The 21253-nt window shown below is 71.3% G+C and carries 18 protein-coding genes; 6 read left to right on the top strand and 12 right to left on the bottom strand.

Annotated features, from left to right (window positions below; all coding sequences use genetic code 11):
• Positions 1–124: 124 nt before the first annotated feature.
• Together ACQP1N_RS29520 and ACQP1N_RS29525 are read right to left on the bottom strand one after the other, a co-directional pair.
• A complete protein-coding gene (locus ACQP1N_RS29520; RefSeq protein WP_433232848.1) occupies positions 125–1573 on the bottom strand; it encodes an amidohydrolase in 1449 nt (482 codons plus the stop codon).
• Between the two features lie 145 nt (positions 1574–1718).
• Positions 1719–2885 (bottom strand): glutamate--cysteine ligase, encoded by a 1167-nt coding sequence (locus tag ACQP1N_RS29525; protein WP_067795677.1) that lies wholly within the window; start codon positions 2883–2885, stop codon positions 1719–1721.
• Between the two features lie 484 nt (positions 2886–3369).
• Here ACQP1N_RS29525 and ACQP1N_RS29530 point away from each other — a divergent pair, with 484 nt between their 5' ends.
• The gene (locus tag ACQP1N_RS29530) at positions 3370–4608 is read left to right on the top strand and encodes a D-alanyl-D-alanine carboxypeptidase family protein (protein ID WP_242608828.1); all 1239 of its coding nucleotides are present in this window, start codon (positions 3370–3372) and stop codon (positions 4606–4608) included.
• Positions 4609–4623: 15 nt separating this feature from the next.
• Here ACQP1N_RS29530 and ACQP1N_RS29535 read toward each other — a convergent pair whose 3' ends face one another.
• The 4 genes from ACQP1N_RS29535 to ACQP1N_RS29550 are packed head-to-tail and all read right to left on the bottom strand — an operon-like array spanning position 4624 to position 8490.
• Complete coding sequence (locus ACQP1N_RS29535) at positions 4624–5703, bottom strand: YihY/virulence factor BrkB family protein (protein WP_084262731.1); 1080 nt, start codon at positions 5701–5703, stop codon at positions 4624–4626.
• Positions 5704–5756: 53 nt separating this feature from the next.
• Positions 5757–6374, bottom strand: coding sequence for a 2'-5' RNA ligase family protein (locus ACQP1N_RS29540; protein ID WP_242608829.1), 618 nt, complete (start codon positions 6372–6374; stop codon positions 5757–5759).
• 34 nt (positions 6375–6408) lie between these two features.
• On the bottom strand, positions 6409–7482 hold the full coding sequence (gene trpS / locus ACQP1N_RS29545) for a tryptophan--tRNA ligase (RefSeq protein ID WP_433232850.1): 1074 nt from the start codon (positions 7480–7482) through the stop codon (positions 6409–6411).
• Positions 7483–7500: 18 nt separating this feature from the next.
• Entirely contained in the window at positions 7501–8490 is a 990-nt protein-coding gene (locus ACQP1N_RS29550) for a hemolysin family protein (protein WP_067795625.1), read from the bottom strand.
• Positions 8491–8573: 83 nt separating this feature from the next.
• Between ACQP1N_RS29550 and galE the strand changes: the two genes are divergently transcribed.
• Both galE and galK read left to right on the top strand, forming a co-directional pair.
• The gene (galE, locus tag ACQP1N_RS29555; RefSeq protein WP_433227712.1) at positions 8574–9527 is read left to right on the top strand and encodes a UDP-glucose 4-epimerase GalE; all 954 of its coding nucleotides are present in this window, start codon (positions 8574–8576) and stop codon (positions 9525–9527) included.
• A complete protein-coding gene (galK, locus tag ACQP1N_RS29560) occupies positions 9524–10684 on the top strand; it encodes a galactokinase (RefSeq protein WP_433232853.1) in 1161 nt (386 codons plus the stop codon). Before galE ends, galK begins: the two co-directional genes overlap by 4 nt.
• On the opposite strand, the gene ACQP1N_RS29565 is transcribed toward galK, so the two are convergent.
• Positions 10665–13325 carry a hypothetical protein gene (locus tag ACQP1N_RS29565; RefSeq protein ID WP_433227713.1) on the bottom strand — a complete coding sequence of 887 codons (2661 nt, stop codon included), beginning with the start codon at positions 13323–13325 and terminating at the stop codon, positions 10665–10667. The genes galK and ACQP1N_RS29565 overlap by 20 nt on opposite strands.
• Positions 13322–15088, bottom strand: coding sequence for an HSP90 family protein (locus ACQP1N_RS29570; RefSeq protein WP_433232856.1), 1767 nt, complete (start codon positions 15086–15088; stop codon positions 13322–13324). Before ACQP1N_RS29570 ends, ACQP1N_RS29565 begins: the two co-directional genes overlap by 4 nt.
• A 154-nt stretch (positions 15089–15242) precedes the next feature.
• Here ACQP1N_RS29570 and ACQP1N_RS29575 point away from each other — a divergent pair, with 154 nt between their 5' ends.
• Positions 15243–15764 carry a hypothetical protein gene (locus tag ACQP1N_RS29575; RefSeq protein ID WP_433227714.1) on the top strand — a complete coding sequence of 174 codons (522 nt, stop codon included), beginning with the start codon at positions 15243–15245 and terminating at the stop codon, positions 15762–15764.
• A 50-nt stretch (positions 15765–15814) separates the two neighbouring features.
• Entirely contained in the window at positions 15815–16240 is a 426-nt protein-coding gene (locus tag ACQP1N_RS29580; protein WP_433227715.1) for a YbaB/EbfC family nucleoid-associated protein, read from the top strand.
• 6 nt (positions 16241–16246) lie between these two features.
• On the opposite strand, the gene ACQP1N_RS29585 is transcribed toward ACQP1N_RS29580, so the two are convergent.
• The 4 genes from ACQP1N_RS29585 to ACQP1N_RS29600 all read right to left on the bottom strand — a co-directional run bounded on the left by ACQP1N_RS29585 (position 16247) and on the right by ACQP1N_RS29600 (position 19258).
• Positions 16247–16789 carry a hypothetical protein gene (locus ACQP1N_RS29585; RefSeq protein WP_433227716.1) on the bottom strand — a complete coding sequence of 181 codons (543 nt, stop codon included), beginning with the start codon at positions 16787–16789 and terminating at the stop codon, positions 16247–16249.
• Between the two features lie 533 nt (positions 16790–17322).
• Positions 17323–17865 (bottom strand): hypothetical protein, encoded by a 543-nt coding sequence (locus ACQP1N_RS29590; RefSeq protein WP_433227717.1) that lies wholly within the window; start codon positions 17863–17865, stop codon positions 17323–17325.
• On the bottom strand, positions 17865–18839 hold the full coding sequence (locus tag ACQP1N_RS29595; protein WP_433227718.1) for a WXG100 family type VII secretion target: 975 nt from the start codon (positions 18837–18839) through the stop codon (positions 17865–17867). Before ACQP1N_RS29595 ends, ACQP1N_RS29590 begins: the two co-directional genes overlap by 1 nt.
• Before the next feature lie 62 nt (positions 18840–18901).
• On the bottom strand, positions 18902–19258 hold the full coding sequence (locus ACQP1N_RS29600) for a hypothetical protein (RefSeq protein WP_433227719.1): 357 nt from the start codon (positions 19256–19258) through the stop codon (positions 18902–18904).
• A 517-nt stretch (positions 19259–19775) separates the two neighbouring features.
• On the opposite strand from ACQP1N_RS29600, the gene ACQP1N_RS29605 reads away from it, so the two are divergent.
• Entirely contained in the window at positions 19776–21113 is a 1338-nt protein-coding gene (locus ACQP1N_RS29605) for an IS110 family transposase (RefSeq protein ID WP_067808169.1), read from the top strand.
• Positions 21114–21253 lie beyond the last annotated feature (140 nt).

Here is a 21253-nt window from a genome sequence, read left to right on the forward strand (position 1 = left end):
GTTACCAATGCGTAGACATATCGCCACAGGTCAGCGGCGACGTCGGCACCGCGGGTGAGGCCCGGTCACACCGGGGACGGGAGGTGTTCGGGGGGACAGGCGGTCACGCGCCGTGACCGCGTGGTCAGGCCAGTGCCGCGCCCTCGATCGGCTCGGCGTCGCCGGGACGTCCGCCCTCCCACAGCGCGGTCAGCGCGGTCGCGCTCAGTACCCGCAGGCCGACCGCGATGCACCGCTCGTCCACGTCGAAGTCGCCGCGGTGCAGGTCGTACTCGCCGGACGAGCCGGGGGTGCGGACACCGAGCCGGGCGAGCGCGCCGGGGATCGACTCCAGATACCAGCCGAAGTCCTCCCCGCCGAGGCTCTGCGGGGTCGGGACGACGCCGTCCTCGTCCATGACCTGTGCCGCCGCGTCCCGGAGCATCTGCACGCTGGTCGCCTCGTTCACGGTCGGCGGGACGCCCCGGACGTACTCCAGCGACGCCTCCACGTCGTAGGCGGCGGCGACCGACTGCAGCAGCGCCTTCATCATCTCCGGCGCCCGGTGCCACGCCTCGTCGTCCAGGCAGCGGACGGTGCCCTCGGCGATCCCGTCGTCGGGGATCGCGTTGGCGACGGAGCCGGCCGAGATCCGCCCCCACACCAGCGACAGGCTGGAGCGCGGGTCGACGCGCCGCGACAGCGCGGACGGCAGCTCGGTGACGATCTTGGCGAGCGCGTACACCAGGTCGGCGGTCAGGTGGGGCCGGGCGGTGTGCCCGCCGGGCCCGGTGACCTTCACATGCACCTTGTCGCAGGCCGCGGTGATCGGGCCGGTGCGCAGCCCCAGCTGGCCGACCTCGATGCGGGGGTCGCAGTGCAGCGCGAACGCGCGGTCCACGCCCGCGAGGCCGCCGGCGGCCATCACGTCCAGCGCGCCGCCCGGGGTCTCCTCGGCGGGCTGGAACAGCAGCCGGACCCGGCCGGGCAGCAGCCCCGCCTCGGCCTGCTGCGCGAGGAACAGGCCGGCGCCCAGCACCATCGCGGTGTGGACGTCGTGGCCGCACGCGTGCGCGACGCCCGGGACCGTCGACCGGTACGGGACGCCCTCCTTCTCGTCCTCCAGCGGGAGCGCGTCGATGTCGGCGCGCAGCGCGACCGTGGTGCCGTCGGCCGGGCCGATGTCGCAGAACAGGCCGGTGCCCTTGGGGAGGATCACCGGGTCCAGGCCCGCCGCGCGCAGCCGCTCGGCGATCTTCCCGGTCGTGCGGTGCTCGGCGTAGCCCAGCTCGGGGTGCATGTGCAGATCGCGGCGGAACGCGATCAGCTCGTCCTCGTGGTCGGCCAGGAACGCGTCGAGCTGCGGCTGGAGGGCCGCGCCGCCGAGCACCGGGGGCACTGCCACCGGCCGGCTCGCGCCGGGCACCGTCACCGCGTTCACCGCCTCGCCGGGCGCCGCGGCCCCGTTCATGCCGGCGATGCCGTTCACGTCGGCGATGCCGTTCACGTCGGCGGTGCCGGCGTCCCGGCCGACGGGGCTCGCGGCGGTGGGTGGTTCAAGGCCGGGCATCACCCCGGGTCCCGGATGTGTCATGTGCGCCCCCTGCGCGACGGCGGAGCCGGACGGCGTCCGCCCGTTGGTGTCCTCGTTTTCGAGAACGTTCTCTGCACCCTGTTCGCTCTTCGGCTCGTTCGGGTTCACGGTCGGGTTCGCGGGACGGGTCGTCCGCTCCGGCCTCTCACGGTCCGGCATGTACGACCTCCCCCGGTGTGACGAACCGGTCCTCCGCGAGCTCGGTGATCGCCGCGTCGACGATGTTCTCCAGCGTGCCGCCTCCGGCGCGGATCGCGCGCTGCCGCTCGTACGGGGCCCCGTGCTCCAGGACCTCGCCCGCGACCTTGAGCTCCTCGGCGCAGCCGAGCCGGTCGGCGACCGGCTCCAGCTCCCGGATCAGCTCGTACAGCTCGTCGCGGAGCGGCGCGGTGTTGCCCGCGTCGTCGGTGATGACGATCGCGTCGAGCCCGTACCGGGTCGCGCGCCACTTGTTGTCGCGCACCACCCAGGCGGCCGGCCTCGGCAGCGTGTAGCCCCGGTCGAGCTGCTGATCGAACAGCGTGACCAGGCTCTGGCACAGCGCCGCGGCCATCCCCACCTCACGCATGGTGGGAATGCCGTCGAACATCCTGATCTCGACCGTCCCGAAGTCGGGATGCGGGCGGATGTCCCACCACACTTCCTTGATGCTCCGGATGGTTCCAGAACGCATCAGTGTGTCCATGTAATCCTCGAAGGCCCCCCAGTCGTCAAGCAAGTGGGGCGGTCCGGCCGTCGGCAGCTGACCGAAGACCACCGCGCGGCAGGACGCGAGGCCGGTGTCGCCGCCGCTCCAGAACGGGCTGGACGCGGTGAGCGCGAGGAAGTGCGGAAGATAGGACGAGAGCGCGTTGACGATGGGGATCGCCTTGGCGCCGTCGGAGATGCCGACGTGGACGTGAACGCCGAACGTCTGGATGCGCCGGGCCAGCCACTGCATCTCCTCGATCAGCTTGGCGTAGCGGCCCATGGGCGCCATCACCGCGTCCCGCCAGTCGCTGATCGGGTGGGTGCCCGTGCAGGCCAGCGCGATGCCGCGTTCGGCGGCGGCGGCGCGCAGCGCGGTGAGCGTGCCGGACAGGTCGGCCTTGGCCTCGCCGACGGTGTCGCAGATGCCGGTCACGACCTCGACCATCGACTCCATCAGCTCGTGCCGGATGCGGGGGTTGTCTCCCTCCAAGCTGAGCGAAGGCAAGGCGGCGAGCACCTCGCGTGCGTCCTGCCGCAGGTGCCTCGTCCCCGCATCGACGAGCTGGATCTCCCACTCGACGCCGAGCGTCGCCCCGTTCGATGCGTTGAAGTCAATGGCCACGGCCAACCTCCGTCCACAATCCTTGCAGGTCGTTGCGTGGCACGTGGCGCAATTCAGCCAGCGGGTCCCTAAGCCTGGACAAACGCCGGTCCAGGGTCACGTGTTCGCTCCATGATGGCGCCCGTGCCCGCCACCCTGCCGGGTGTCCCTGCCCTTTGCGGATCATTTGACTCATGCGGGCGGTCGGCGGAAGCTCGGGCGTCATCCTTTTCGATCATCGGTCTCGTCCAGGGCATCACTAGATCGAACTAGTCAGCCCGTCCCAAAATACCGTCAATGACGGACTGTAACCAATCCAGCCTGCCGCCTACGTACCGTAAGATCACTTATGCACCGTGTGTCGCTCCCGTCCCGAGCTTGCCGCCTGCGCGGTCGGGTACCTCCTCGCCGGACACGTCGCCTAGTCTTCGGGGGAGTCATGGGCGTTGGGCGCATGCGCGTCGGGAGCGATCGCGCTTCCAGGGGAAAAAGGAGCGTCGAGAGCTTGCGAGCTGAGCGACCAGGGCCGGCCGGCGTCCGCCGCGCCCTGACGGTGATCACGGTTCCGGTCACGGCCGTCTCGCTGGCCGCCGGCCCCGTCCTGGTGGCGCCGCCCGCCACCGCCGCGGCCCCGGCCGCCGCACCGCCGGCCGAGACCGTCGGCGGGCCGCAGCTCGCCGGCCGCGGCATCGTCGTCAACCCGGCCCCCGGCCTGCCGCCCCTGCCCAAGATCAAGGCCGCCTCGTACCTGATCGCGGACGCCGACACCGGGGACGTCCTCGCCGCCAAGGACCCGCACGGGCACTACCTGCCGGCGAGCACGCTCAAGACGCTGACCGCGCTGGCGCTCGTCCCCAGGCTGGACCCGAACCGGCTCGTCCGGCCCTCGCAGAAGGCGTGCGACGTCGAGGGCACCAAGGTCGGGATGACGCCGAAGATGCAGTACAAGGTCTCCGACCTGTTCCACGCGCTGCTGATGATGTCCGCCAACGACGCGGCGGTGACGCTCGCCGAGACGGACGGCGGGATGCGCAGGACACTCGCCGACATGAACGCCGAGGCCCGGCGGATCAACGCGCGCGACACGCTCGCCGGGTCACCGAACGGGCTCGACCGCGACCTCGGGCTGAACGTCCGCACGCAGCACACCTCGGCGTACGACCTGGCGCTGATCCTGCGCGAGGGGATGAAGAACCCCGCCTACCGCGGGTACATGCAGGCCATCGACTTCCACTTCCCCGCGCCGCCCACCAAGAAGGAGCGCAAGAAGGGCAAGAAGGTCGGCGGATACCCGATCCACACCCACAACCACATGATGCCGGGCGAGCGGGAAGCCTACCCGGGCATGATCGGCGGCAAGAACGGTTACACGATCGCCGCCAGGCAGACGTTCGTCGCCCAGGCGCGGCGCGGCGGGCACACCATCGTGATCTCGCTGATGGGCGCGGACATGCCGCCGTCCCCCTACGCGGCCAAGCTGCTGAACTGGGGCTTCGCCACCCGCGGCAAGGTGCGGCCGGTGGGGACGCTCGTCCCGCCCGGCACGCCCGAGCGGGCCAAGAAGGACGGCGACTCCGGCCTGCTGCCGGACGCCCCGCTCGCCTCGGACGACTCGACCCGCAGGTGGCTGCTCGTGGGCGGCGGCGCGGCCGGGGCGCTGCTGGCGATCGTGGTGCTGTTCGTGGTGCTGCGCCGCCGCCGGCGCCTGGAGGCGGCCCGCTCCGGCCACGACTCCGGCCGGTAGATCAGCGCGGGGACGTCAGCGCGGGGACGGCGCCTTCCGGTGTTCCGAAGGCGCCCCCGTCCCGTTCCGGCCGGCCCCGTTCTGCTCCGCCCCGTTCTGCTCCGCCCCGTTCTGCTCCGCTTCGGCGCGCTCCTGGAGCGCTTCGGCCTCCGCACGGTCGGCGCAGTTCTCCGGATTCGTGGCGTCGGCGGTGAGGACGACCCGGCGGGTGGCCGTCCACGCGGCGGTGAACAGCGAGAACCGGGACACGATGTTGATCCACACCATCAGCCCGACCAGGACGGCGAACGTGCCGTAGACCGGGTTCTGGGTCGTCCGCCCGAGCAGCAGCGTCGCGATCTGCTTGAGGACCTCGAAGCCGACGGCGCCGAACAGCGCGCCCCGGATGATCCGCCGCCACGGCGCCCGCGTCCCCGACAGCCGGGTGAACAGCACCAGGAACACGACCGTGTCGAACACGATCGCGCAGGCCAGCGACAGCAGCCGCAGGCCCGTCCCGGCGCCGGGGACGTGCTCCAGACCGAGCCAGCCGAGGACGGTGTGCGTCGCGGACGTCGTGACCGTCGTCACCGCCACGCCGCAGATGAGGATCACGCCCAGGAAAGCCAGCACGGCCAAGTCCCACAGCCGCATCAGGAAGAAGTTGCCGCCGCCGTCCGGCTCGTTGCCCCAGATGTCGCGCAGCGATTCGCGCAGCACCTGCACCCAGCCGAGCCCGGTGAACAGCAACGCGACCAGGCCGACGACCCCGACGGCCGTCTTGGACTGGGCGATCTGCTCCACCTGGAGCTGCCCCGCGAGGCCGGGCAGCTGGGAGTTGACCGCCCGCACGAAGTAGTCGCGGGCCTGCGCGCTGACGCCGACGAGGTAGCCGAGCAGCGAGTACGCCAGCGCCAGCAGCGGGAAGAACGACAGGAAGGCGTAGCAGGTGAGGGCGGCGGCGAGCCGGTCGCCGCGCCGCTCCCGGTACCGCTCGAACGCGCGGGCCTGGTGGTCGAGCCAGCGCCAGCGGTCGCGTGCGCCCCGCAGCAGGTCTTTTCCCTCGCCGAACAGGGACTCGATCCGTCCCTGCGCCCTATTGATCACCTGCCGCATGTACGCAACGTACCCAGAGGCGCCAAGTCGATGCCGCGGACGGTAATCAACCGTTAACGTCCGGGCGATCGGTGTCCGGGCGCGGGGACGGCGCCGTCCCCGAACACGAAGTCGCACTGCCGCCGCCAGATGCCGTCCATCCCGTGCTCGTAGAGCGAGAACCCCCACGCCTGGAAGTCGGCGCCGTAGCCGGCGAGTTCCTTGAACGCGCGGTCCATGACGTCGTCGGGCAGGCGGTGGGCGATCGTGACGTGCGGGTGGTACGGGAACGGCAGCGGCCGGGACAGCGGCCCCGACATGACCTTCGCCTGGACGCGTTCGCAGCCGCCGATCCCCTCGGCGAGCGCCACGAACACGACCGGGGACACCGGCCGGAACGTTCCGCTGCCGCGCAGCCTGATCGGGAACGGGCGCTCGGTGCGGGCGACGGCGAGCAGATGCTCCTCGATGGCGTCCAGCGCGGACTCGTGCACCTCGGTCGGCGGCAGCAGCGTGATGTGCGTCGGGATCGCGTGCGCGAGGGGGTCGCCGAACGAGGCGCGCCTGGACTGCAGGAACGTCCCGTGCGGGTCGGGGATCGGGATGGCGACGCCGATCGCGCGGGCCCCGGCCGGGCGGGCGCCGGGCAGGCCCCCGACCATCGTGGTCTCGGCCGCGGAGGGGGCCCGCACCCGGCCCTCCGCGGCATCGCCTCGGGGTGAGCGGTCAGCGACCACGTCCCACGAATCCCACCCGTTCGCGCACGGTCTCCATCGTCCGCACGGCGACCTCGGAGGCGCGCCCGGCGCCCTGGGCGAGCAGCCGTTCGAGGTGCTCCTCGTCGTCCAGCAGCTTGAGCGTGCGCTCCCGGATCGGCGTGAACGTGTCGAGGACGACCTGCGCGAGGTCCTTCTTGAACTGCCCGTAGCCGGAGCCCTTGTAGCGGGCCTCCAGATCGGGGATGGACGTGCCCTCCAGCGCGGAGTAGATCCGCAGCAGGTTGGTGACGCCGGCCTTCTTCTCCTCGTCGTAGACGACCTCGGTGCCGGTGTCGGTGACCGCGCGCATGATCTTCTTGCGCATCGGTCCCGGCTCCTCCAGCACGTCGATGATCCCCTGCGGCGAGGACGCCGACTTGCTCATCTTCGCGGCCGGCTCCTGCAGGTCGGTGATCTTCGCGGCGCCCTCGGGGATGTGGGCGTCCGGCAGCACGAACGTCTCCCCGAAGCGGTGGTTGAACCGCTGCGCGAGCGTGCGGGTCAGCTCCAGGTGCTGCCGCTGGTCCTCCCCCACCGGGACGCGCAGCGGGCGCCCGGCGACCGGTTCGGGGGTGTAGAGCAGGATGTCGGCGGCCTGCAGGATCGGGTAGGTGAACAGGCCGACGCTCGTCCCGGACGTGCCCTGCTTGGACGACTTGTCCTTGAACTGGGTCATGCGTCCGGCCTCGCCGAACCCGGTGAGGCAGCCCAGTATCCACGCCAGCTCGGCGTGCTCGGGGACGTGGCTCTGCACGAACACCGTGGCGCGGGCGGGGTCCACGCCCATCGCGAACAGCTGCGCGGCGGCTACCTTCGTGCGGCGGCGCAGCTGCGCGGGATCCTGCTCGACGGTGATCGCGTGCAGGTCGACCACGCAGTAGAACGCCTCGTGCGTGTCCTGCATCGCGACCCACTGCCGGAGCGCGCCCAGATAGTTGCCGAGGTGGAACGAGTCGGCGGTGGGCTGGATGCCGGAGAACACCCGCGGCGGGGCCGCGGTGGTTCCGGCGTCGGACGCTTCGGGGTTGGGCACTTCGGGCATCTGCACGGACCGATTCTCTCAGGTGTCACCGGAGGCTCCGCCGCCCACGGCCCGCCCGCTGGAAGGGCCGGCGACGGCGTCGCCGAGCACCGCCCGCGGGGTCGCGGACGGCGTGCCGGGCGGCACCGGTACGGCCTGCGGCATCGCCCGGGGCATGACGCGCACGCGGGCCACCCGCCGGCCGTCCATCCGGGCCACCGCGAGCCGGCGGCCCGCGACCTCCACCGAGTCGCCCTCGGCGGGGACCCGGCGCAGTACCGCCATGATGTGCCCGGCGACCGTCTCGTACGGGCCGGCGGGCAGCCGGATGCCGGTCTCGGCGGCAAAGTCGTCCAGGTTGAGCAGGCCGTCGACCTCGACAACCCCGCCGTGCAGGCGCCGTGCCTGCGCGTCCTGCACATCATATTCGTCGCGGATGTCCCCGATGAGCTCCTCCACGAGGTCCTCCAGGGTCACGATTCCCGCCACGCCGCCGTACTCGTCCATGACGATCGCCAGGTGGCAGCCCTCGCGGCGCATCTCCGACAGGGCGGGCAGCACCCGTTTGGAGGACGGAAGGAACTTCACGGGGCGCACCAGCTCGCCCACCGGGGCATCGCGCTCCGGCGGGTCCGGGGCCAGCAGGTCACGGATGTGGACGAATCCGACGACCTCGTCGTGGGAGTCGCGGCAGACGGGGAACCGGGAGTGCGGGCTCGCGGCCGCCAGCCGGGCCGCCTCGGCCAGCGCGAGCGCCGCGTCCAGGAACACCACCTCGGTGCGCGGGACCAGGACCTCGCGCAGCGGCCGCTCCCCCGCCGCGAACACCTCCCCGATCAGCGTCCGCTCGTCCGCGGTGAGCTGGGTGTTCCCGGCCACCAGCGCCCGCATCCGCTCCGCGGTGATCTCCTCGCGCAGCGCCTCCGGGTCGCCGCCCGACAGCCGCACGACGAGGTCGGTCGATCTCGACAGCAGCCACACCAGGGGCCGCGCGAGGGCGCCCGGCGGCAGGGACGGCGTGCGGTCCATACGTTCACCCTTCCCCGTCCGCGGTTCCGGATAGCCTGGACGCACCCCGCCCGGCCCGAGAGTCCCATCATGGAGGTCCGTCAGTGAAGCTGCTCGTCACCGGAGGCGCCGGCTACATCGGCAGCGTCGTCTCCGCTCTGCTCCTGGAGGCGGGGCACGAGGTCGTCGTGCTGGACGACCTGTCCACCGGCCACGAGGACGCGGTGCCCGAAGGCGCCAGGCTGGTGCGCGGCACGCTGCGCGACACGGCCGCCGACCTGCTCGCCGGAGCCGGGTTCGACGCCGTGCTGCACTTCGCCGCCAAGTCCCTCGTCGGCGAGTCGGTGGAGAAGCCCGGCCTGTACTGGGACAAGAACCTCGGCGAGTCGCTGGCACTGCTGGACGCGATGCGCCGCGCCGACGTCCCCCGGATCGTGTTCTCCTCCACCGCCGCGACGTACGGGGAGCCGGAGTCGACGCCGATCCTGGAGACCGACCCGACCCGTCCGACCAACCCCTACGGCGCGTCCAAGCTGGCGATCGACACGGCGCTGGCCGAGTACGCGCGGCTGCACGGCATCGGCGGCGTGTCGCTGCGGTACTTCAACGTGGCGGGCGCCTACGGGCGGCTCGGCGAGCGGCACACCGTCGAGACCCACCTGATCCCGAACGTGCTGAAGATCGCGCAGGGCGACGGCGCGGCGGTGAAGCTGTTCGGCGACGACTACCCGACGCCGGACGGCACCTGCGTCCGCGACTACGTCCACGTGGTCGACCTCGGCCGCGCCCACCTGCTGGCGCTGGACGCCTGCGCGCCGGGCACGCACCAGATCTTCAACCTGGGCTGCGGCAGCGGCTACTCCGTCCGCGAGGTCGTCGAGGCGTGCCGCGAGGTCACCGGCCGCGACATCCCGGCCGAGGTCATGCCGCGCCGGCCCGGCGACCCGGCCGTGCTGATCGCCTCGTCGGAGAAGATCCAGGCCGAACTCGGCTGGAAGCCCGAGCGCGACCTGCGCACGATGATCGGCGACGCGTGGACGTTCCTGCGCTCGCGATGACCGAGGGAATCACCGAGGCGTTCACCCGGGCGTTCGGGCGCGCGCCGGACGGCGTCTGGCGCGCGCCCGGCCGGGTCAACCTGATCGGCGAGCACACCGACTACAACGACGGGTTCGTGCTGCCGTTCGCACCGTCGCTCGGGGTCTCGGTGGCCGCCGCCCGGCGGGACGACGGCGTGATCGAGGTGCGGTCGCGGCAGGCCGCCACCGCCGTCGCCGCGCCCGTGGACGGCCCGCCGGTCGTCTCCGAGGGCTGGCCCGCCGAGCGCGGCTGGGCGGCGTATCCGGTCGGGGTGGCGCGGGTGCTGCGCGAGCACGGGACGGGCGGCGCGTCCCTGCTGTTCGATTCCGACCTGCCGCAGGGGGCGGGGCTGTCGTCGTCCGCCGCGCTGGAATGCGCGACGGCGCTGGCGCTCTGCGAGCTGCACGGCGTCGAGATCGACCGCCCGGCGCTGGCGCGGCTGACGCAGCGCGCGGAGAACGAGCAGGTCGGCATGCCGTGCGGGCTGATGGACCAGTCGGCGTCCCTGCTGTGCACGGCCGGGCACGCGCTGATGCTGGACTGCCGGAGCGGGCTGTCCGCGCAGGTGCCGTTCGATCCGGCCGCGGCCGGGCTGACGCTCCTGGTCGTGGACACGCGCGCGTCGCACGCGCTGACCAGCGGCGAGTACGGCCGCCGCCGCGCCGAATGCGAGGAGGCGGCGGCGCTGCTGGGCGTCGACGCCCTCCGCGACGTCAAGGATCTGGCCGGGGCGCTGGCGAGGTTGCGCGATCCCGTGCTGCGCCGGCGCGTCCAGCACGTCGTCACCGAGAACCACCGCGTCGAGGCGAGCGTCGGCCTGCTGCGCGCGGGCGCCCTGCCGGAGTTCGGCGGGATGCTGAACGCGTCGCACCTGTCGCTGCGGGACCAGTTCGAGGTGTCGTGGCCCGAGGCCGACGTCACCGTGGACACGGCGCTGCGGGCGGGCGCCCGCGGCGGCCGGATGGTGGGCGGCGGCTTCGGCGGCTCCGTGATCGTCCTGACGGCCGCCTCCCGCGCCGGGCAGGTGCGGGAGGCGATCATCGCCGCCTACGCCGGCCGCGGCTGGACGCCGCCGGAGTTCCTGGAGGCGGTCCCGTCGGACGGGGCGCGGTGCGTCAGCCGAGCGCGGCCCTGATGTCCTCCAGGAGGCGGGTGGCGTCCTCGGCCGGGGCGGTCTGGTCGATGGCGGTGAAACCGTCCACGGCGGCGGACGCGTGCGAGGCGGCCTCGTCGAGGCGGCCCACCTGGGCCAGGACGCGGGCCTGCTCGAAGGAGGTCAGGGCGGTCTCCCAGACGCGGGTCGGCTCGTCGTCCGGCGGCAGGCCGGCCAGCGCCGCGCGGGCCGTGTCCATCGCGGTCACCGCCTCGTCCGCGTCGCCGCTCCACATCAGGCACATCGCGGCCCGGCGGCGGGTGCGGGCCACGCCGTAGGGGTCGCCGGCCTTCTCGCACGCCTCGGCGGCCTGGGCGTACCGTTCGGCGGCCGGGGCGTCCATGTCGAGGCCCGTCAGGATGTCGGCGGCCTCGGTGAAGAAGTGCGCGGCGGCGTCGTGCTGCCCGGCCTGCCCGGCCTCCTCGGCGAGGGCGGTGAACAGCGTGGCGGCGTCCTTCTCGCCCAGCCGCTTCTGCGCGTGCGCGAGGATGAGGCGGCAGCGCCGCGCGGCCTCGTCGTCGAGGTTCGGCAGCGCCTCCTCGGCGGTCTCCGCCGCCTCCAGGGCGCGGTCCGTGGACAGGTAGGCGGCGGCGAGATCCACCCGGAGGTGGACGGCCTGCTCGTGCAGGCCCTCGGCCGTCCATCCCGCGACGCCCTCCACCAGGTCGGCGGCGGCGTCGGCCGGGCGGTCCACGGCGAGGAACGCCAAGCCGCGCTCGGAGTACGCCGCGGCGCGCATCGGCGAGGCGTCGCGCAGCGCGGCGATCACCTCGTCCAGCAGGGCGAACGTCTCCTCGTCCGGGCCGCTCTCCTGTCGCGCCAGCGTCCGGGCCAGCAGCAGCGCGGGCGCGGCGACCAGCTCGGGATCGCCGGACGCTCGCGCCGCCGCCACCGAACGGCGCAGCGCCGCCACCGCCTCACCGGCCCGATCGGCCAGCAGGAACGCCTGCCCCCGCAGGAACCACAGCTCGCCGGCGCGGTCGGGCGCCTCGTCCGGGACGACCTGGTCCAGTGCGGCGAGGGCCTCGGCGGGATGCTCCAGCCTGATGTGCGCGGTCGCGAGGCGGAGCAGCGCGGCCGCGGCGTCGCCGTCCTCCCCCGAATGCGCGGTCAGGTGCCGGGCCGCGGCGCTCACCTGCGCCAGGCCGCCCTCGTCGCCGAGGTCGACGCGTGCCATGCCGAGCCGGCCGAGCGTGCGGTGCCGGCGCGTCTCGTCGCCCAGCTCACCGAACAGCCGGGCCGCCTCCTCCCAGCACGCGACCGCGCTCGGCCCGTCGCCGGCCACGGCGTGCTCGACGCCCCGGCCGTCCAGGCGGCGGGCCTTCTGCAGCGGCGTCGGCTCGGTCTTCCCGGCGAGGACGTCGAACCGCCGCCACGCCGCCAGCACCCGCGGGATGTCGCCGCCCGTGCGGCGCTCGTCGGCGATGCCGAGGAGTTCGTCGAGGTCGTCCACGCGGGCGAGGTCGTCGTCCTGCGGGACGGGCGGCGGCACGGGAGCCGGGGCCTGCTCCGGACGGCGATGGTGGGCGGCCAGCGGGACGAAGCCCGCGACCGGCTCGGCCGCCAGCGTGCCGCGCACCTTGCCGCCCTGGTGGGACGTGCCGTTGCGGGCGTCGAACCGGTCCGCCAGCGCCGTCGCGCGGTCCGCCAGCTCGGCGTGCAGGTCGGCCACCGGCACGTCGGCGGCCGGGCGGCCGTCCGCGGCGGGACGCCGGACCGTCGCCGCGCCGTGCCCGGCCGCCGCGACCCGGCGGAGGACGAGAGCCGCGGCGGCGCAGAAGTCCATGTCCGCGTGCGCGCTCGGTGCCCGGTCCAGCCAGCCGAGATGCCGCTGCAGGATCTCCAGCCCGCGCGCCTCGTTGCCGGTGACCGCGCAGAACTCCAGGTGCTCGGCGATGTCGCTGAGGTCGGCCAGCCGGGACCGGTGCACCCGGTAGGCGCGGCGGTGCGCGTCGGCGGCCTGCTCGGCGCGGTCCGTCCGCAGGTACACCGGCAGCAGCGCGGTCTGGATGGACTGCGGCTGCTCGTTGCACGACAGCCGCGCGCTCAGCACCGGCGCGGCGATCTCGAACGCCTCCTCGTGGCGTCCGGCCTCCACGAGGTGGCGGACCATGCCGGTCGGGTCGCAGCCCTCGCAGTCCGACAGCTCGTCGCGCTCGGCCGCGCGCCACTTGAGGTACCACTCGTCGGCGGACCCGTCACCGACGTGCCGCGCCACCACGTTGCGGTAGTGATACACCGCCTGGAGGCTGTGCCCACCCGCCTTGTAGCGCCGCTCCATGTCGTCCAGGACGGCGTAGGTGCGGTCGAGCGGGATCTCGGGGAACAGGGTGAGGGAACTGACGACCGCCTTCATCTGCCACAGCAGGCCGCGCGCGTCGTCGAACCGGCCCGGGTCGCGGTCATGGTCGGCCAGCGTCCGGCTGAACGTCGCGAACGCCTTCGCGGGCTCGCCGCCGTACCGGTAGGCGTCCGTCAGGCGGACCCGCACGTGGAACGCCAGCACCTCGTCACCGGCCGCCTCCGCGCGGCGCAGCGCGTCCTCGACCAGGACGGTGCGGGCCTCCCCGTAGGGCAGTTCCTGCGACCGCGCCATCAGCGTATATACGTCGTCCGTACTCATTCGGGGGCCTCCGGGGAGTGGACGGCCCACTCCAGCAGGCCGATGAAGGAACGGTTCAGCACCGCCGTGTCGGCGGGCCGCAGCGGATGGTGGCCGAGCAGCAGCGCCTGCCCGTACAAGGCTTGGACGGCCAGTTCGACGGGCCCGTCATCGCCGAGCGAGGTGACCCGCCGGGCCAGCGGATTGCGGTGGTTCAGCACCAGTTGCGGGCGTTCGACGCCGGCGGTGGCGTTGACGGCGCCGAGCACGTCCGCCCACAGCCCGCCGGCCTCCTCCCGCGCCCGCGTCAGCTCCTCGCGGAACTGCGCGTCCCGGCCGGTCAGGTACAGCGCGGGCAGCGACGCGGGATCGAACTCGCGGACGACCACCTCGCAGCCCAGCCGCTCCACCGCCCGCTGCGCCGCCGCCAGGAACGGCCGCAGCGCCAGCTCCGCCGCCGGGTCGAGGACCCCGAACGTGGTGGTCAGCTCCGCCGCGTCCAGCCGGGCCAGCCGGATGCCGGGGTCCAGGTCGGGCAGCCGTTCGATGATCTCCGTGTCGTGGACGTAGCCGCCGTTGACCAGCCCGACGCCCTGCGCGCCCGCGACCGCCGACAGCCGGCGGAACTCCTCCACGCTCGCGGTGAACCGGCCGTCCGGATGCCGGCGGCGGAACTCGTGCAGCGTCATCGGCCCGGCGGACGTCTCGTACTCCAGCCAGCGGTCCACGATCCGCAGCATGTCGTCGTCGTGCAGCGCCATCGCCTTCACGCCGAGCTGATGCAGCCGCAGGAACGCCCGCAGCCGCGCCGGGTCGGTCTCGGCCAGCTTCACCAGCCACTGCCGCAGCACGTCACCGAGGCCCTGCCGGGTGGATTCGAGCAGCTCGTCCTCGTACAGGGCCTCACGGCTCGCGGTCGGGCGCAGTTCCCCCGCGTCCACGACGCAGCGGGCGAAGAACGCCCATTCGGGCAGGAGGCCCGCCACGCTCTCGGCCAGCAGCATCCGCTTGAGGTAGACGCGGTGGGAGCCGCGCGCGGTCGGCGAGACCGGCTCCGGCAGGACGAACGCGACACCCGTCAGCCCCGCCTCCGGCACGTCGAGATCGACCACGTCGAACGGCGTGAACCCGTAAAGCTCCTCGCAGTACCGCTCCAGCGCCCGCCGCCGCGCGGCCGGATCCCGGTAGGACGCCCGCCACGGCGGCCCCTCCCCGGTCACGGGGACGCCGTCCACGATGAGATCGACCGGGAGGAGCGACCCGTAGGTGCGAGCGAGCTCGGCCACGACCGGCGGGCTCAGCAGCTCGGCCGCCCCCGGACGCGCCCGCAGCGTCACCGTCGTGCCCGGCGCGCCGCGTTCAGCGGGTTCGACCTGGTAGCTGCCCTCGGACCGGCCCGTCCACCGGACCGCGCCGCCGCCCTTCGCGGACCGCGTCACGACCTCGATCTCGTCCGCGACCAGGAACGCCGACAGCAGCCCGATCCCGAACTGGCCGAGGAAGTCGTGCCGCGCGAACCCCAGTTCGTCCCGCTTGGACGACCGTCCGATCGTCGCGAGCAGCGTGTGGACCTCGTCCTCGGTCAGCCCGACCCCGTCATCGTGGACCCGCAGCATCCCGCCACCGGTCTCGATCTCGACCCGGCCGCCCTCACCCCGCGCGGTGATCGCGTCCACCGCGTTCTGCAGCAGCTCCCGCAGGTACACGCGCGGGCTCGCGTAGAGATGGCGGCTCAGCAGATCCACCACCCCGCGCAGATCCACCTGGAATGCCTGTTCCGCCACCATCCGCCTCCTGATTCACCATTCGGGCGATCACACCCTAACGAGCGGCAGGGACAGGACGTCCGGCTTTTCCGCCTTCGCCCGGCACGCCGGGCGAAGGCCACTATGCTCGGTCGCCGATCCGGATGATCAGGCACATGGAGGAAGGCGGACGATGACCTCCCAGGAGACCGACCGGCGCCAGTTCCTGATGACCGGGGACAGGTTCGTTGACTGGCGGGGGGACGAGTTCGCGGTCATCGAACGTCCGCGGTGGTCCTTCCGCGACCTGTTCCGATCCTCCGCCCAGGAGGTACAGGTCGTGTCCCCCGACGGAACCCTGCTGTTCCGGGTGCCGTCGCAGCGGACACGGGACATCGATCTCCTCTGGATCGAGGACGACTCCGGCGCCCGGATCGCGACCTTGCGGCGCACCGGCCGGGAGGCCATGACCGCGAACCTGTTCCAGGCGACCGACGCGCAGGCGGAGCCCTTCGGCACCATCAAGGGCGACCCCACCTACACCGCCTTCGAGGTCACGGACTCACGGAACATGCCCGTCGGGCGCGTCTCGACCAGCGGCGGCATGACGACGATCCAGTGCCCCGACGACAGCGAACGCTGGCGGTTCCTCCTCATGGGCCTGGCGATAGCGGCCGAGGTCGCCTGCGAACTCCAGGCCCAGCGCACCCCGTAACCGGCATACTCGGGGCCGCCCCCTGCTCCCACGACGAAACGAGAGGCTTCATGGTCTTCGATCTCGGTGCACTGGCCGACAGCGCCCAGCAGTTCGCCGCCAACTCCGAGGATCTGCGACGCCGGATCGATGAACTGGAGGCAGAGGCCGAGTCCGCCGACGGCCGGGTGAAGGCCCGCTGGACCAGCGCGGGCCTGGCCGGCGTCGACCTCGACCCGAGGGCACTGCGCATGGCCGCCGCCGACCTCGGCGAGCTGATCACCGAGACCGTGCAGGACGCCCAGCGGACGTTCGAACGCCGGGCGGCCGAACTGACGACCGACTCATTCGGACCGAACGGCGACCCGACCGCGGCCCCGCCCAGCGCGGAGGAGACCGCCGCCTTCATCACCGACATGCACTCGACCTTCGAGGGCACGCTCCAGGAGACCACCGCGATCATCGACAACATGCGGCGGGCCTTCCAGCAACGCTGACGCACGTCAGTAACGGCGGGGCTGATCCTCCCAGGTCCCCGCGCCCGTCTCCTCAACGAACCGGCGGAGCCGCCACAAATCCTCCAGGCTGAGGGAGCCGTCTCCTTCGCCATCCTCGATGATCGCGAGCAGGAGACGCCCCGGAATCTCCTCCATGCCCCGGATCAGCCTCGGCGGCTCGTAGGAGCCCTCCTTGCTGTAGCGCAGCCTCAGCGTCACCGCCCCGCCATCCCCCGGGTCAACGATCTCGAACCGCCCGAACCGCTCGGCCGGAAGGATCTGCGCGGGCTTCTTGCCCCTCGTCACGACCAGGCCCCGAGCATCGATGTAAACGATGAATTCGTTCCCGGGCAGGAGCGGGTAGACGCCCAGCAGCAACAACGCGGCAATCAGGACCGCCAGGACGGCGAGCACGAAGCGCCAGCCATTGTCCACTGCCACCGTCCCCCACGTGCACAAGGCGCACAGAAAGGCCAAGAGGGCGAGGATCCTCGGTGCATCCCGCTTCGGGTCCCGGAGAACGACCCTGAAATCCTCGGAAGTAGTCATCAGTCGAGCTTCCTGTCGGTATTGGCCGGGATCGGGTTCGTCCGCTTGACGTAGTCGTTCCCGTATCCCTCGCTGCCGGTAAGCGAGGTGATCCCCTTGTTGACCCACGGCGCCCCAGGGTTCGCAATGCCCTGGGGGCATAGGGGACGCCGGTGTCCCAGGCCCCCTTGGCACCGCCAAGGCTGGACCAGAGCCACTTGTACTTCTGCGGAAGCCGCTGCATGGGCAGACGGAACTTCCCGTACCCCGTACCACCGAAGGCCCTACCACGCATGAGCTGCCCCGTGATCTTCTGCTCAATGAGAGCGAGCCGACTGATTGCCACATCGTCAGCGCTGCGGACGGTCGCCTCAAAGAAATCCATATGGGCGTTGGTGTTACCAGTGAGCATCTGACCGACCACATCGACCCCGGTAGCGGCGACGGCCGCCGCCTTCGTCACCGACATGCACTCGACCTTCGAGGGCACGCTCCAGGAGACCACCGCGATCATCGACAACATGCGGCGGGCCTTCCAGCAACGCTGACAGATGTCAGTAACGGCGGGGCTGATCCTCCCAGATGCCCGCGCCCGTCTCTTCAACAAACCGGCGGAGCCGCCACAAATCCTCCAGGCTGAGGGAACCGCCCCCCTCACCGTCCTTGATCATCGCGAGCAGAAGACGCCCCGGAATCTCCTCCATGCCCCGGATCAGCCTCGGCGGCTCGTAGGAACCCTCCTTGCTGTAACGCAGCCTCAGCGACACCGCCCCACCATCCCCCGGGTCAACGACCTCGAACCGCTGGAACCGCTCGGCCGGAAGGATCTGCTCGGGCTTCTTGTCCTTCGTCGCGACCAGGCCCCGAGCGTCGATGTAAACGAGAAGCGCGGCCCCGCGGAGGAGCTGGACAATGACGAGTAGAAGCAACGCGGCGAACAGCACCGCCAGCACGGCCAGCACGAAGCGCCAGCCGTTGTCCACTGCCACCGTCCCCCACGTGCACAAGGCGCAGAGGAACGTCATCATGGAGAGCAGCATCGGTGCGTCCTGTTTCAGGTCCTGGAGAACGACCCTGAAATCCTCGGGAGCGGTCATCAGTCGAGCTCCTTACCTGTGTCGGCCGGGATCGGGTTCGTCCGCTTGACGTAGTCGTCCCCGTATCCCTCGCTGCCAGTGAACGAGGTGATCCCTTTGTTGATCCACGGCGCCCCAGGGTTCAGGATGCCGTCCGGGGCGTAGGGGAGGCCGGTGTCCCAGGCCCCCTTGGCGCCACCGAGTCCGGACCAGAGCCGCTTGTACTTCTGCGGAAGCCGAACCATGGGCAGGCGGAACTTCCCGTACCCCGTGCCACCGAAAGCCCTGCCACGCATGAACTGCCCGGTGATCTTCTGCTCGATGAGGGCAAGCCGACTAATGGCCACATCATCAGCACTGCGGACGGTCGCCTCGAAGAAGTCCGGGTAGGCGTTGGTGTTGCCGGTGAGCATCTGGCCGACCACATCGACCCCGGTGGCGGCGGCGATGGCCGCCGCACACACCGAGCCCGTCTTCTCCAGCGCCATCTCACCCATGCGGAGAATCTGCCGCACGGACGCCGCGGCCTGCCTCGCGCCCATCCGCGCTACCGCCAACTCCTCCTGGCCGTACCCTGGCACCAGTGACAAGAGCAGCGCGATGATCAACCATACGGCGAAGACCACGAGGACGAACGCGCACACCAGCATCACCATGATGAACATGGCGATCAACAGCGCCATGATCGTGAGCACGATGAACATGACGAATGCATACGCGAACGCCAGCATCAGCTGGTTGGCGTAGTCGTTCATCTTCTTCTCGAAGGCGTCGCGGTCCTTGCCGGTCCAGCTATCTTCCGGCAGCGAGCGCAACTCGCCGTCGATCCGGTCACGCGCTGACTTGATCTTGTCGACGGCCTTCCTCCAGTCCTCCGCCGCGTCCCAGAGCTGCGCAGGGTCCGACTGCGCCATGTACATGACCGAGACCGACGGCCAAGCTTCGGGAATCACGAAGGCGGCCGCCGTCGAGAGGTCTAAAGCGATCTTGGCCATCTCGGCCAGGTTGTTCATTCCGCTGGGAGCCATGGGGATCCGCCTCCGCTCAGGCCGAAGACCTACTGCGTCTTCGGCGCGCTCTTCTCCTCCGCCATCTTCATGATCTTGGCGGTCGTGTTCAGCCCGCTCTGGAATTCCTTCAGCTGGCGCAGCTTGGTCACCAAATCAACGTCCGCGTACTCCGTGCCCTGCACGTACGCGTGCGCCAGATGGGCGCAGAACGTTGTGAACGCGCCCGCCTCGACCTCGCGGGGGGCGCCGTTCACGTGGCGGCGCGCCTGGCTCAGGTCGTCCCCCAACTTGGCGATGAGTTCGTTGCCCAGCCGCACGATGTCGTCCGGCTTGAAACGCACCTCGCCCGACCCCGTCGAGACCGGCATGTTCCCGAACGGCGACTTCGGCGGCACCAGCCTCATGGACGGCTGGGTACCACCCGGCGGCTGGGAGCCCGGCGTGGAGGGCACGGGCGCATGGTTGGTCTGCGTTCCCAGTGCCTGCGCGACCCGGTTCGGATGACTCAATACGATCTCCACTCCAGACACACGAACGGTCACCAGTCAGTCAGGCAGCGGTCAGCAAGACTAACGGGACCCCGCCCCGCCCCCACAAGGAATGCGCACATTTGGAACGAGCCCCGGACGATCTCCCACTTGCCGACCCTCGTGGTGACCGAGAAGGACGAGATCAGGTCGTCAGAGATACATAGGAGTCAGCCGTTCGCCTGCGGCGACGCCCCGCGGGCGTGAAAATTCGGTGCGGGGCTGCCCGCCGACGCCGCTTGATGTTTGGGTCGTGAGCCCGCATAGGAGTCTGGTGAGGGAGCCGTCCGAGGGGCCGCACACTGTCGCCTTGAGCACGCCGTTCAGCTTCTCCGTTTCCCCTCAGGCCCCCCGGGCGGCCCCGCCCGCACGATCGGCAAAGGGGAGGAAGACCATGCAGGAAACCGGAGAGGATCACGACGACGGAACGGTAGCCCGGGTCGCGGCGATCGATATCGCCAAGGCATCGGGCATGGTCTGTCTGCGAGTCCCGCACGACACCATCGAGGGCCGGCGGGTCCAGCAGGTCTGGAATGTCTCCTCGACCACGAACTCGATCCTGGAACTGGGTGACCGGCTGGTCTGCCAGGGCGTCCAACGCGTGGTGATGGAGGCGACGGGCAGCTACTGGCGGCCCTTCTTCTACCTTCTGGAGAACCGGGGGCTGGAGTGCTGGCTGGTCAACGCGCGTGATGTCAAGAACGTCCCCGGGCGGCCCAAGACCGACAAGCTGGACGCGGTCTGGCTGGCCAAACTCGCCGAACGCGGCATGGTGCGGGCCTCGTTCGTGCCCCCGAAACCGGTCCGTCAACTGCGGGACCTCACCCGCACCCGCACCGTCTTCGTCCAGGAACGCACCCGTCACAAGCACCGGGTGGACAAGGCCCTCCAAGACGCGCAGATCAAGTTGTCCGATGTCGTCTCGGACCTCTTCGGTGTTTCGGGCCGGTCCATGCTGGACGCACTGGTCGCCGGCGAACGCAACCCCCGGACTCTGGCGGACCTGGCCAAGGGCAGCCTGGTCAAAAAGACACAGCCCCTCACCGAGGCCCTCACCGGACAGTTCGAGGACCATCACGCCCACCTGCTGCGGATCCTGCTGGGCACCGTCGACCACCTCACCGCACAACTCGGCGAACTCGATCGGCTGATCACCCAGACCCTGGGAGAGATCACCGGCCCGCACGATGACGCCCCGGCCGCTATCACGTCCGGAACCGACACCACCCCTGGCCACACCGCAGCCGACGTGGCCGAACGCCTAGACAACATCCCAGGCGTCGGAGCGACCACCGCCCACATCATCCTCGCGGAGATCGGCCTGGACATGAGCCGCTTCCCCACTCCCGAGCACCTGGTCTCGTGGGCGAAGCTATGCCCCAGAACCATTCAGTCCGGAGCCAAGAACACCGCCGGTCCCGCCGGACAAGGAAACCCCTGGCTCAAAGGAGCCCTCGGCGAAGCCGCCACCGCCGCCGCACGCACCGACACCTTCCTCGGCGCCCGCTACCGGCGCATCGTCAAACGCCGCGGCCACGCCAAGGCCATCGTCGCCGTCGCCCGCTCCATCCTCGTCATCACCTGGCACCTGATCAACGACCCCGACACCCACTACCAAGAACTCGGCCCCGACTGGCACCAACGCCATCTCAACCCCACCCGCAAAACCCGCGACCTCGTCCGCCAACTCCAAGCCCTCGGCCACCAGGTCACCCTCGAACCAGCAGCCTGACCGCAGTTGAGCAACCGTTCCGCTCCCGCAGAACGGACGCTGACGCCTGCCCGGCTGGGGTTCCATTTTCCGTTCAGCCGTCCAATACGTCCTGGCGAGCGTCGAGCCATGCGTTCGCGGCCTCACACTCCCGCAAAGCC

This window comes from Actinomadura formosensis (genome assembly GCF_050948385.1).
Taxonomy (GTDB): domain Bacteria; phylum Actinomycetota; class Actinomycetes; order Streptosporangiales; family Streptosporangiaceae; genus Spirillospora; species Spirillospora formosensis.